Raw genomic sequence first — 12,982 nt, 5'->3', positions numbered from 1 at the left:
CGGTGACGTATGCGGGTCAGTACAGTATTGATGGTGGGCCGTGGCAGTTTTTCGGAACCGAGGTGTCTCGTGTGAGTGAGCCGGTGCTGGTGCGGGTGTGGGAGTCTGAGGTGCACTCGGTGGGCAAGACCTGTACTGAGGACCCGGGAGCGCGGGGGTGTCCGGGGCATCCTGAGGAGCCTGATGTGGGGAATCCGAATCCGCAGTTGCGTAAGGTGGATGTGTATACGGGTCAGCGGTGGCATTTGGATGATGTGGGGGTGGGGGATAGTGAGGGTCGGTTGCACCCGACCTGGCCCAACATGTAAACAGATTGTCAGTATATAAAGAGTAATACCTCACATATAAAAACTGTTTTATTGTACAGGAGAAAGTCTCGTATACTCCCTGTCGTAAAAATTAGTATGACACTACCAAAATGTTGATAAAAGGTTGAACTTTTCGCTAAACATAAAGATTTGGTTACAATTTCCGAATATCTTTGAAGTTCGCTTACAGATAAGGCTAATGTTAGAAGTGAGGTAGTTCTGAAGGGTTACCTTGGGCAACAAAACTTCCGGGTTGCTCTTATATCGCACCGCACAACACGATTATTAGCGATTTCGCTAAAAACGCTATGTCCTGAAGATTTAGCTCTGACGCTAGAAACAGGACATAGCGTTTTTGTATATCCGGGGGAGGCAGAATATAAACTGGCCTCCTGAGCTGTTGAAATAAGAAGCATTACAAACATAGGGCTGTGGGTGCAGCATCTTGCGATGCCGCCCCACAGCCCTACAGTTTTAACGGAGCAAAGCTTTACCGAGTGGCTCGCTCTAGAAGCTGCAGTACGTTCTGGAAGGTATGTCCGGTTGCTTCGGTCATACCCTGTTCACAGGTGCGGTTTGATGACGCATATGCGGCGAACTCGTGCTCGTTTAGCTCAGCAGTCTCGGCACGGGTAGCGCTCTGCGTGAGCTCAGGGTGCAGCATGCCGCGGTCACCAGCGTAACCGCAGCATCCCCAGTTCTTGGGAACGTACACCTGATCGCTCATGGCGTTTGCAATCTTCTCAAATGCAGGCTGCACGCCCAAGTGAGTCATCGAGCAGGTAGGGTGCAGCGCCAGCGACGGCAGGGGAGTTGACACCGTGAGCTTAGGCAACAGCGTATCGGCAGCGAACTGTACCGAGTCAATAAGCTTCAACTGAGCGTAATCGGCCTCGTCTGCCCCCAAACCCTGCGTGATTTTATGCTCCACAGCGGCTGCAACTTTCGCGCGCATCACCTCAAGGCCTTCGGTGCACGAGGAAGCATCGCACACGATCGGGATGCGCCCGCCGTCGGTCGCCTGCCACAGCGCTTTGAGCACGCGGTCGCTCATAATCGAGTAGCCATCTGTATACCCCTTGGACTTCCACGGCGTGCCACAGCACATTTGGTCGATGTCCTCGGGAATCCGGTATTTCACGCCCGCCCGCTCGCAGAGACGAATGAACGCCTGGGTCGCGTTCACCGGGTCGTGCTTACCGTCACCATCAACACCGCCGAACATGGCGTTCACGCAGGCGGGGAAGAACACGATTTCGGGATTCGCTTCCGCATGAGGAACGCGTGGCGCGCCGCCGGCAGAAAGCCCCTTCTTATAGGCGGGTACCATGTCTTCGCCGAAGAGTTTACGACCAATATCGGTGGCTCCGCGTACCACCGGGAACGGCAGCATTTTTGCGGCCGTGAGAGCCTTACCCGCCACTTTATCGATCGCACCCCAGTGTTTTGAGGCGAATTTCCACCCGGCGGCACCGAGGGCATCCTGGTTCTCGGCACGCAGACGGCGCACCAAATCACCCGTGTTGATCAGTACCGGGCAGCGCGTAACGCACATGCCATCTACCGCGCAGGTATCCACACCGTAGTATTCGTATTCTTGGCGTAGGCGTTCGGCAAGTTTAGTATCACCATTAGCCTCTGCTGCAGCAATTTCGCGGCGTAGCACAATGCGCTGGCGCGGGGTCAGCGTCAAATCCTTAGACGGGCACACCGGTTCGCAGTACCCGCATTCCACACACCGATCGACTTCTTCTTCAACGGTTTCGGCAACCTTCAGATCGGTGGCATAATCGGTGTCTTCGTCGGCAAGAACCACACCCGGATTCAAGAAACCCTTCGGGTCGATCAGGCGCTTAATCTCGCGCATGACCTCAAAGAGCTCGTCACCGAATTGGCGACGTACAAACGGCGCCATAATACGCCCGGTTCCGTGCTCTGCCTTGAGTGAGCCGTCAGCATCCAGAATGAGCTGTACCATTTCTTCGGTGAAGTCGCGGTACCGCACAAGCTGCTTGGCATCGCGGAACTGCTCGTTGAGCATGAAGTGAATATTGCCGTCTTTTGCGTGCCCGAAAATGACTGAGTCCTGGTAACCGTGGGCATCAAAAAGGGCGGTCAAATCGCGGCAGGTAGCACCAAGTACGTCCACCGGGACCACCACATCCTCAAGCAACGCATTCGTACCGGTGGGGCGGTTGCCTGCGACTGTGGTGTACAGTCCGCGACGTGCAGCCCAGAGCGCATTACGCTCAGAAAGTTTGCTGGTCATTTCGACCGGCGACACCACCGGGAGGGTATCAAACATGGGCGCGGCAGACGCGGCAAGATCGGTGAGCTCCTGCTCAGAGTTTCCCTGAAATTCCACAAGCAGAGCCGCATGATCACGCACATCAATAGCAGCAAGAGCCTCCGCCGCCTGCCCGGTGCGCTGCGCCACGCGAATGCTGGTGGCATCCATGAGCTCAACTGTCGCCAGGCGGTTAGCCACAAGCTCGGGCACCGAACGGGTAGCATCCAAGAGGTTATCGAACACGAGCAGACCGGTTGAAACGAATTTATGAATGGGCAGAGTGCGGTAGGTTGCAGACGCCACGAACCCGAGCGTTCCTTCAGAACCGATCAGAAGGTGCTGAAGAATATCAACCGGCATGCTGTAATCCAGCAGGGAGTTTACGCCGTAGCCCATGGTGTTCTTCATGGAGTATTGCTGACGAATGCGCGCAACCGACTCCGGGTTTTCGACCACGCGCTTGTGCAGACGCAGCAGCCCCTCGTGAATCTCGGGTTCGAGGGCGCGCAGGCGGTCATCGGCATCGGGCGCAGAAGTATCGATAACGGTTCCGCTGGGGAGTACGAACACCATAGATTCCAGCGTGTTGTAGGTGTTGAATTCGGTGCCGGAAGACATGCCCGAGGAGTTATTGGCGACCACCCCGCCGATAGTGCATGCCGACCATGAGGCCGGGTCAGGCCCGAGCTTATACCCGTAGGGCGCCAGCATATTATTGACCGCCATCACTGTGGCGCCGGGCTGAACGCGCACCCTCTTGCCGCCGTCAAGCACCTCAATTTTCTTGAAGTTACGGCGGGTATCGACCATCACCCCGTCGCCGCTTGCCTGACCGGATAGAGACGTGCCGCCCGACCTGAAGGTGAGCGGCAGGTTGAAGGCGCTGGCGGCACGGAAAATATCGGCGACCGCCTCAGCAGAATCGGGGCGTACGATTCCAGCGGGTACCAGCAGGTAATGCGAGGCATCGTGCGCGATAGCGAGCCTGTCAATTTCTTTGACACTGGAATCGAGGGCGTGCGCGCGGGTTTCGGCGAGCATATGCTCAAGGGCGTTGGTGTAGGGGGAGTTCAGAGCTTCGGATGTATTGGATACAACTGTCATGGGCCTTAATCTCCTTACCGGTGTAGGCATAGTTCTCTTCCTATCCTTCCAGTATGTGCTTTTGCACACGTTATGTCTGCTTAGCTTTGGCTAGGCTTACACGCCGGAATACCCGTTTTACTGAGGTATTATGAGGGGAAACTATCGTTGATATTGTGTCTACCCTGAGCCGTTACCTGAAAATTTGCTGTGAACGCCGTAGAATGGTGATGTCCGTGCACCTGTACAGTGCGGATTAGTCTGCGCGGCTGCGCCTATCCTGGCCCCGTACGCTGGGGGAGTGGGCCCCGTGCCTAACCTAAAGGAGACACATGTCTGCCGCTGAACTGTCAGCACCTATTAAGATCAGCGTATCCGGTGAGGAGCGCGAGGTTACTGCCGCCACCGCCGCTGAACTCTTTGCAGATAACGCAAAGATTGTGGTTGCCCGCGTGAATGGCACGCTGGTTGACCTTTCTCACAAGCTCTCTGAGGGCGATACCGTTGAGCCTGTTTTCATTGACGAGCCCGATGGCTTGAATGTGCTGCGCCATTCTGCGGCGCACGTGATGGCGCAGGCGGTGCAGGAATACCGCAAAGACGCGAAGCTGGGCATTGGCCCCTATATTACGGATGGCTTCTATTTTGATTTTGATGTGGCTGAGCCCTTCACCCCCGAGGATCTGAAGAAGATCGAGAAGTCGATGATTAAGATCGTCAAGTCGGGCCAGCTGTTTCGCCGCCGCGTGGTGACCCATGCTGAAGCGGTTGAAGAGATGAAGAACGAGCCGTATAAGCTTGAATTGCTTTCGCTTAGCCAAGGCCCCGGTTCGGGCGCTGATGCCGCCGAGGGCGCCTCAGTTGAGGTCGGTGCGGGTGAGATTACGATTTATGACAATGTGCACCCGAAAACCGGTGAGGTTCTGTGGAATGACCTGTGCCGCGGCCCGCACCTGCCAAATACTAAGCTGATTGCTAACGGTTACGCACTCATGCGTGCCGGCGGCGCGTATTGGCGCGGTTCTGAGAAGAACCCCATGCTTCAGCGTATTTACGGTACCGCCTGGCCCACGAAGGATGAGCTGGTGGAGTATAAGCACCGTATTGCTGAGGCTGAGCGCCGCGACCACCGCCGCCTGGGTAAGGAACTTGACCTGTTCTCGTTCCCGAAGAATATTGGCCCCGGCCTGCCGGTGATTCATCCTAAGGGCGGCGTGATTAAGCGCGAGATGGAAGATTATGTGCGCGCCCGCCATATTGCTGAAGGCTTCCAGTACGTGAGCACCCCGCATATCTCGAAGGAAGACCTGTTCTACACGTCCGGGCATCTGCCGTACTACGCGGATGGCATGTTCCCGGCGATGGAGCTCGATAACGGCAACTACCGTTTGAAGGCCATGAACTGCCCCATGCATAACGAGATTTACCGTTCGCGTGGGCGTTCGTACCGTGAGCTGCCGCTGCGTTTCTTCGAGTTCGGCACCGTGTACCGTGACGAGAAGTCGGGCGTGCTGCAGGGCTTGACCCGCGTGCGCATGATTACGCAGGACGATTCGCACTCGTATGTGACGAAGGAGCAGGCCCCCGATGAGGTGCGGCACCTGCTGAATTTCATGCTGAGCCTGCTGGAAGATTTCGGCATGACGGACTTCTACCTGGAGCTTTCGACCCGCGACACTGAGGGCGATAAGAAGGATAAGTTTATCGGCACCGATGAACAGTGGGAGCAGGCTACCGCCGTGCTGGAGCAGGTGGCGAAGGAGACCGGTCTTGAGCTGGTGCCTGACCCGGGTGGGGCCGCGTTCTATGGCCCGAAGATTTCGGTGCAGGCGAAGGACGCGATTGGCCGCACCTGGCAGATGTCTACCGTGCAGTATGACTTCAACCAGCCCAGCCGGTTTGGTTTGGAGTACCAGGCTGCGGACGGTTCGATTCAGGAGCCGGTGATGATTCACTCGGCCAAGTTCGGTTCGATTGAGCGTTTCCTGGGTGTGCTGACTGAGCACTATGCAGGTGCGTTCCCGGCGTGGCTCTCGCCGGTGCAGGTGATTTGCGTGCCTGTGGCGGAGGCTTTCAACGACTATATGACCGAGATTGCGGATAAGCTTCGTGAGCAGGGCGTGCGCGTTGAGGTTGATTACGGTTCGGACCGGTTTACGAAGAAGATTCGTACCGCCTCTACCGAGAAGGTGCCGTTTATTCTGATTGCTGGCGGCGAGGATGCGGAGGCTGGCGCAGTCTCATTCCGCTTCCGAGGCAACAAACAAGAGAACGGCGTCCCTGTTGACGAGGCGGTAGCACGCATTGTCGACCATATTCGGAATAGGGTAAATGAAGACCCGAAGCCGAGTGGGGAGGGAGAAACCAAGTAAACTTGTAGAGAATAGTAATTAACCAAGGAATAAATAACATTGTAATTTAAAAATCAACAGACTTACAGAAAGGTGTTAAACACTAATGTCGAACACACAGGAAAAATCAAAAGACAGGATACTCCAAAGTTATATTTCCAGGTTTGTAGAAGAATACGGTCTTGAAGAGTTAAAAATATCTGAACAATTTGAGGCATTTACTTCCTTTATAGCTTTAAATGAGAGGTTCCCTATGGCGGTAAAGGGGCAAGAACCACAGGATCTATCGCTGGGAGGTGGGGACGAAAAAGGGCTCGATGGAGTTATTATTGTATTAAATAATACTTATGTTATCAACAATATAGATGATTTAAATGAAGTAAAGGCTCGTTTAAGGTCTTTGGGTCATAAAAAGTATGATCTTGATTATATTATTACTCAAGCCAAGACGTCATCATCATTTGAGAAAGATGAAATTATAAATTCTATTGAAGGAATGGAAAGCTTTATCTCAGGTGAAGAAGTTAGCACAGTAAATAGCAGTCTTAAGGATAGATTAGAGGTAAGGGATGCTCTTCAGGACGTATGGACTCAAGTTGATCGTGCTTCAGTTTACTTTTATTACTTCACCCAATCCAAATACCCTCTAGTTGAAGCTGTAAATGACGACATAAAACGGAAAATAAATAGGATTAATGAATATTACGGATCAGATTATAATGGAGGTATTAAGTTTATACCTTGTAGTTTATCCGAAATTAAAGATATGTATAAAACCTATACTAGGTCTAATTCAATTGAATTTAAAGTAGACAGATTAGTTTCATCACCTGAGACATATGGTGTAGAGAAATCTTATATGGCATATATAAGATTGAATGAATTTTTAAAAATAATATCGTTTAAGAATAGTGATAACGAGGGCAAATTTATAATTAATGAATCAGTTTTTGAGGATAATGTGCGTAGCTATCAAGGGAAGAATGAAGTAAACTTAAAAATAATGGATACATTAAAATCTGAAAATAAGCGGAGGATGTTCTTCGTTTTAAATAATGGAATTACAATAATAACTCAAGAGCTAAATTATAATGATTCGAGTAATCTATTTAATATTGATAATTTTCAGATTGTAAACGGCTGTCAAACCAGTAATGTTCTATATGAATATTATTTAGATATTTTGAGAGAAGGTCTTTCAGGAAATAAGTTATCTGAAAAATTATATGAAATTTGTATTCCTGTCAGGATTATACAGACTAAAGATGACGAAGTTATGGCAGAAATTGTTCAATCGACAAATAGCCAAACAAGTATCACGCAAGAGAACCTGGTCGCTTTACGGCGAGAAGCTAAAGAGATACAAGCTTATTTTAATTCAATAAAGGATAGCAATGATAATCAGATTGTTTATTATGAACGCAGAAGCAATGAATACAGTGCAAACAATAATTTAGGCTGTGGAATACCACAAATACGTGTTATTGATCTTCAAAAAATGCTTAATGCATATGCTAGTATGTATCTGGGACTTCCTAATAAAGCTTCTCGTTATGCGGGTCTTCTTCGCGAGCCTGACTACATTGAAAGTGTATTTAATAAAAAGAACCACCCTATTCAACATTTTGGTGCTGCTTTTGCATCTATCCTGTATGACTCTATGACACGTAAGTATCCGAGGAGTTTTAATAAAAACTTAAAATGGCATGTTCTTATGGTTTTATCAATAATAACCGGATTACAAAAAAAATTTAAACAAATTTCAAATAATCATGATGATTCGGCTTCCGTTGAATGGGTTAAGAGTGTGATATCCGAGGAGAATATTACAATATCTTTCAATATAATTATGGATTTTATTGAAGATAGTAACGAATATTCTTATCAAGAAATTCGTAAATTGAACAAAAATGAAAATTTTATTAAAAATGTTAAATCATATATTTATAAGAAAAATTATAATAATTTAGAAATTGTTAAACAGGATCGTGCGCTAAGTGCTCGACGGATCCTAGATAAGGGTAAAGTTCGTGGGTATAAACCCTTAACTTCCAAAGATGTGTATGATACACTGTGCGAGGTTAATGAAGAAGCTGCAAATTTATTTAATTTAATATCACATACGATAGAAAATGATAATCTCGATAAGAACTTTATTTATAGATGGCAGGATTCATCAAATGGAACGACTGATCGCCCCGTCAAATACGAGTATTCGATCTGTATTTCTGATAATTCTCCAGAAAGCTCTCTGGAGGATATAGATGTGAACGCTGTTCGTGTTGGTTCAATTCTGTATCGTAAAACTACTAAAGATTTTAAGGTCAAGGTTGGTTTGCAATATCGGCAGCTGCAAAATCACAATAGTTTTTACGAAGAGTTTTTGGATGAACGCATTCGTGGATTTTCTTGTGTTGTTCCTAAGCCTGGAACAGGGAATAACAAAAAGGAACATGCCCAATTTGAAATATATGAAGATTCGCCAGAAGCGTTGTTTAATACTTTAAAGTGTATAATAAAGAAAACGTATGACATTAAAAGATAACTATTTTGCATAAGGGTATTCATATAGAATGGAAAAATTCTATATGAATACCCTTTAGTGATTTTATAATCTATTTTCTGCTACTGTGAATACAGAATATTTTGAAAGGTTAACTTTCGGCAAGGGCTATTTATCTATATCCAAGAATGTCGATCATTTAATTGATAAGTTTAATACTTAATAAGCCTAGAGGGATCTACCTAGCGGTAGAAATATTGCGTATTCTGAGAGATCCCGTGCAAGAAGGAACCTGCAGAATAATGCCCATGAAAATGTGGCTCCCGTGGACTATGATCCGCTTGATTACTACGTGTTTGTAACTGGTTATGGGTTTGAAATATGCAGTATCAATAACGTCTATGCCTTGCGGTACTTGCTCGATGGAGGAGAATATCGTGTACACTCGTCCAAGAGCTACGTATCAATGGCTGAGGCTATGAGGACTAAGCACCTAGAAGGTTCACCAGACTCTCTCTTTGATGATAACTGCTGTATTGATCTTTAGGGTTCTTCGAAGAAGTTTTCGTCAAGTTTCATGACTGTATAGGTGCGTGTCACCTGCACACCTACTCGGTACTTAACCATGAGACGTGCCAGGCGCTCACCATCAATTAGCCCTAGAGACAGCTCGCCGCCAAGATTCTGAGCGTAGTTGTGTGCACCGGACGTAAATGAGCCGGAAGTAATAAATACGCCCTGTGTTGCCTGCCCGTGCATTGCGCCCACAAAAGATTGAACCTCGGGGCGGCCCACCGAATTCTTCTCACCATAGCGTTTAGCCTGCACATAAATCTTTGACAGACCTAGAGCATCCTGGTCGATCACACCATCAATACCGCCATCATTAGACGCCTGGGTAACCATGCCGCGGCCCTCACTACCGCCGTAGCCCATCGCCAGCAGGACATCTACCACCAACTGCTCGAAGGAGCTAGGGGAGAGTACCCTCACGCGCTCCAGAACATCCTGAGCAAGTGCCGCCTCAAGCTGCGCAACATTCGCGGTTATCAGCTCTTCCGGGGTGCTACTCGATACCTCAGCAGGCACATTATCCACCGAGTTTATGTCTGTACTCGCTGAACCTTTAGGTTGTTTGTGTCGTGCACGACCAGCGCGCGTAATTTCCAGGGTAACTTCGGCAGGCACCCCATGAGGGTACTGGGCCATGAGGGCACGGCCCTTATCCGTGATCACAAAATGGGTGTGCTGAGGGGACTTTAAAGCTCCCCACTGCTCAAGGTACTTATACGCCCAATAAGTACGATCTGCATATACAAGCCTTCTAGATGGTAATCTAGCCGTCATCTGCTCCGGGGATAGGCGCAATTTATCAGCCACTGCGGTACGTATTTCTTGACTGGTACGAACTGATCCATCACATAAACATGTAAGTATGGCTGGCATAAACTCATGCAGTCGAGGAAGCTCAATTTGGGGAGATTCCGGTTGTAATTGAGCGACGGTCATGCGGGTATCTCCATCGATAGTAAAAGACGAATAATCTGTCACTACTATACCCGCATAGAACTGACCCACCTCTACATAACGTTGAACTTACGACTGCCTAGTTGCTGGCTGTTTCAGAGACCCCACCACCCACCGGCGGGTAACCGACGAACGGCAGCTGCACCGGAATTGTCTCCGTGGGCGCTGACGGAGCGCAGTACTGTATCTGCGGATTATCGTGGCGCTCCACCACACGTACTGTGACCGTTGCTGACTGCGCGAGAGTGCTATCTGTAGCCTCCGACTCGACGGTGATTGTGTGCTCTTCGCCAGGCCGCCAGTTCTGAGGAATATGCGCCTCCGTCACAAAATACGTATCAAGAGCCAGCTGCTTACCCGTAAACTCTGCGACGTGTTCGCCATCAAACTTCACTATTAACTGTGCGGGAACCTTCAAACCCGGGAAATACGGCGGAACATCCGGGTGCTTCTTCTCACCAGCAGACCAGCCCACGCCCGAAAGCTCAACACTCTCACCGGGCACAACCGCGGCGGGAGCCCCAAGTGTCGAACCGTCCTCACTGTTTGCCGTCGTGAACGGAATACCCGCAGAGCGAGACTCCACATGCCCAGACTGAGTACCGGTATCGTGCACCTTAATCTTCGTCAGCGCATCCGCATGAATAGGCACAGAAACACCTGAATGCACGTCTGCACTGGCTGACGAGAACTCACCCGTAAGAGCATCAATATGAAAATCAACCGTCACATTCGGGTAATCACCCGCCTTATCAAGCACCATCACAGAACCGTCAGGCAATAAAGTAAGGTGATTAATCCTCGCCGAAGAAACCTGAACCTGCCCCAACACGGCACCGCTGCGGGCATCAATCACCGCCACGGTTCCGCCGCTAGGTTCCATAGCGTGAACCGTACCGAAATCGCCCAGATAAATGAGGTCGCGCGAATCATCAACCACCATGTCGGTCGGGTTCACCCCGTACCGTATAAACCGCTTAAACTCGCCGGTACCCTGATCGAGCACCTGAATGCCCGCATTCTTGCCCTCGAAGCCCTGAGTCGAAACATAAATCTCGCCCAAAGAACTATTGGCCCCCACCGCATGCACCTTCACACGGGTAAAATGCGGTACATCCCCGGCGGGCACGTGCAGAGTGCGCACCACAGAGTTCGTTGCCGGATCTATCTCATAGACGGTATCCAGATAGTAGTCAGTCGCGTAAAGGTGCCCGGTCAGCCGATCATACCCGAAGGTAAGCGGGTGCGTAAGCCGCCCCGGAGTCGGGTCAATCTTCTGAACCTCATAGGTGGCGGTATCAATCACCCACACTCCACCCATACCCGTAACAAACGCTTTACCAGTCTTGGCATCTACGAATATCTCGCGGGGATGCGTAATATCCTGCTCGAACAGCCCCTTCGCGGGATCATAGCTAGTCCACAGCGGCTCAAGAGTCCCGTTTTCTAAAGCGTCTTGGCGGTACACTGAGACACAATACGAACCGGCATCGGTCACCCAGCGCGTACCGTGCTCATCATCAATATCTATGCCGAAAGCACCCCGGAGCTGGTACTGCCCGGCAAGGTTCGGGTGAACCTCGGCGGCAACAGGCATTTTCGCGGTTGCCTCAATTTCCAAAGTATGCGGGTTCACGCGGGCAATCGTTGCCACCGTTGAACCGTGATCCGGAGCGATATTGAAAATACCGGTCACATAGAGCTTGTCGTTCTTTGCCGAATATGCTGAAAGGTATTCACCGGGCAAACCCTGAGTCTGCTCAGCCTCAACCTCAATAGAACGGTAGGTGCAATCCTCTGCCGTAGAGTTTTCTTCCAGATGCGGCTGGTGCGGGGCCTGCTGGTGTTCCGGGATAGGATAAGGCATTCGCCGATCCTTAACTATGGTTGATAGGCTGCATAGCCTGCGCTAGTGACCTACCCTGTCCGGTAAAACCTTGTGGGGTGGCGAGCGCTCGGCGGACTATGGTTTCTCAGACTAGCAGAGGCGCTTTGCCGTGACTAGAGTTTTGTTAGATATTACTCGGCGGTTTCCGGCAGAGTAATCTGTGCAAACCTCTGTTCCCAGAGCTAAAACCGCTCTGAGTAGAGTCTAGGAACGGCGGGGGAGTGTGGAACGAGTCTGCCTTAACTCTGCCTTCAGTTCGTCCGAAATACGCCGCGATTCGATAGCCTTCGTGATCGCCATGCGAAGTGTCAACGCAGGTAAACCGGGCGAATCGGTGCTGCCGGAACTATCGGCGAGCGCGAACCAGGGGAGAGCTGCACATTCTTGGCGAGCCAGCGCCTCCGTAAAGTACCAGGCAACAGCAACCCGAACATAGTACTCTTCGCTGCCCGCCAACGCTGCAACCGCCTGCAGATGCTCCGGTGAAAAAGACTCGGTGCTCAGCAGAGACATGAGCACTACCACGCCTAGACGTTGCACATATACACGGTCATCAAGCATCCAGTCGAGGCAGGAACGTTCTAACTTCGGCAGATTCGCTGCTTTGCCGCCTTTTACACAGGCCGGGGAGACGGCATCCGTAAGAGTCCAGTTCGTCATATATGGCAATAAATCAGTAATTTCCGCATGCCAGGCTGCAAAGTCACGTTCCTCGTTCAGAAGCAGCACATGCAGCAGATCTTCTTCCTGAAAATCATGCGGAACCGCCGCCATAAACTCCGTAACTTCCTGCGGATGTTCACGCAACAGCTTCTTAGCGAGCTTGCGCAGCGCGGGCATGCGTACACCCAAAATCCGCGCAGGATCAACCGTAGGAATCAGTTTCGCCGTGAACTCTGCCAGTTTTGGTTCGGCAAGATCGCGGACTGTCTGAGAGATTGAAGAACTCATAGTTCTAGTCTCTCAGATGCGGCTCTATCTCTGTAGCGTACTGGTCTGGGCCAAACCCCCGAAGCAAACCAACGTTCCCGA

6 protein-coding genes and 1 pseudogene are annotated in these 12,982 nt (G+C 50.3%); 3 read left to right on the top strand and 4 right to left on the bottom strand.

Translation table 11 applies throughout. From position 1 onward, the window contains the following. Positions 1–308, top strand: a pseudogene (locus HMPREF2804_RS07380) (hypothetical protein); the annotation flags it as partial. Positions 309–798: 490 nt separating this feature from the next. Here HMPREF2804_RS07380 and HMPREF2804_RS07375 read toward each other — a convergent pair. Next, complete coding sequence (locus tag HMPREF2804_RS07375; protein WP_070450404.1) at positions 799–3,702, bottom strand: FAD-binding and (Fe-S)-binding domain-containing protein; 2,904 nt, start codon at positions 3,700–3,702, stop codon at positions 799–801. A gap of 311 nt (positions 3,703–4,013) precedes the next feature. On the opposite strand from HMPREF2804_RS07375, the gene thrS reads away from it, so the two are divergent. Continuing rightward, on the top strand, positions 4,014–6,053 hold the full coding sequence (thrS, locus tag HMPREF2804_RS07370) for a threonine--tRNA ligase (protein ID WP_070627835.1): 2,040 nt from the start codon (positions 4,014–4,016) through the stop codon (positions 6,051–6,053). Positions 6,054–6,138: 85 nt separating this feature from the next. Further along, positions 6,139–8,577 carry an AIPR family protein gene (locus tag HMPREF2804_RS07365; protein ID WP_070627833.1) on the top strand — a complete coding sequence of 813 codons (2,439 nt, stop codon included), beginning with the start codon at positions 6,139–6,141 and terminating at the stop codon, positions 8,575–8,577. Between the two features lie 501 nt (positions 8,578–9,078). Here HMPREF2804_RS07365 and HMPREF2804_RS07360 read toward each other — a convergent pair. The 3 genes from HMPREF2804_RS07360 to HMPREF2804_RS07350 form a co-directional block, all read right to left on the bottom strand. Continuing rightward, on the bottom strand, positions 9,079–9,981 hold the full coding sequence (locus tag HMPREF2804_RS07360) for a restriction endonuclease (protein ID WP_246824235.1): 903 nt from the start codon (positions 9,979–9,981) through the stop codon (positions 9,079–9,081). A 160-nt stretch (positions 9,982–10,141) separates the two neighbouring features. Further along, positions 10,142–11,929, bottom strand: a complete 1,788-nt coding sequence (locus HMPREF2804_RS07355; protein WP_070627829.1) for a YncE family protein — start codon at positions 11,927–11,929, stop codon at positions 10,142–10,144. Positions 11,930–12,154: 225 nt separating this feature from the next. Further along, a complete protein-coding gene (locus tag HMPREF2804_RS07350; RefSeq protein WP_070627827.1) occupies positions 12,155–12,901 on the bottom strand; it encodes a DNA alkylation repair protein in 747 nt (248 codons plus the stop codon). Positions 12,902–12,982 lie beyond the last annotated feature (81 nt).

It is taken from the genome of Rothia sp. HMSC065G12 (genome assembly GCF_001811455.1).
Classification (GTDB): domain Bacteria; phylum Actinomycetota; class Actinomycetes; order Actinomycetales; family Micrococcaceae; genus Rothia; species Rothia dentocariosa.
This window is presented reverse-complemented; position numbering and strand designations above follow the sequence as displayed.

Bases quoted from the DNA above. Each gene is read 5' to 3' on its own strand.
- HMPREF2804_RS07350 (WP_070627827.1), bottom strand. From the start codon at position 12,901: ATGAGTTCTTCAATCTCTCAGACAGTCCGCGATCTTGCCGAACCAAAA.
- thrS (WP_070627835.1), top strand. From the start codon at position 4,014: ATGTCTGCCGCTGAACTGTCAGCACCTATTAAGATCAGCGTATCCGGT.
- HMPREF2804_RS07375 (WP_070450404.1), bottom strand. From the start codon at position 3,702: ATGACAGTTGTATCCAATACATCCGAAGCTCTGAACTCCCCCTACACC.
- HMPREF2804_RS07360 (WP_246824235.1), bottom strand. From the start codon at position 9,981: ATGCCAGCCATACTTACATGTTTATGTGATGGATCAGTTCGTACCAGT.
- HMPREF2804_RS07355 (WP_070627829.1), bottom strand. From the start codon at position 11,929: ATGCCTTATCCTATCCCGGAACACCAGCAGGCCCCGCACCAGCCGCAT.
- HMPREF2804_RS07365 (WP_070627833.1), top strand. From the start codon at position 6,139: ATGTCGAACACACAGGAAAAATCAAAAGACAGGATACTCCAAAGTTAT.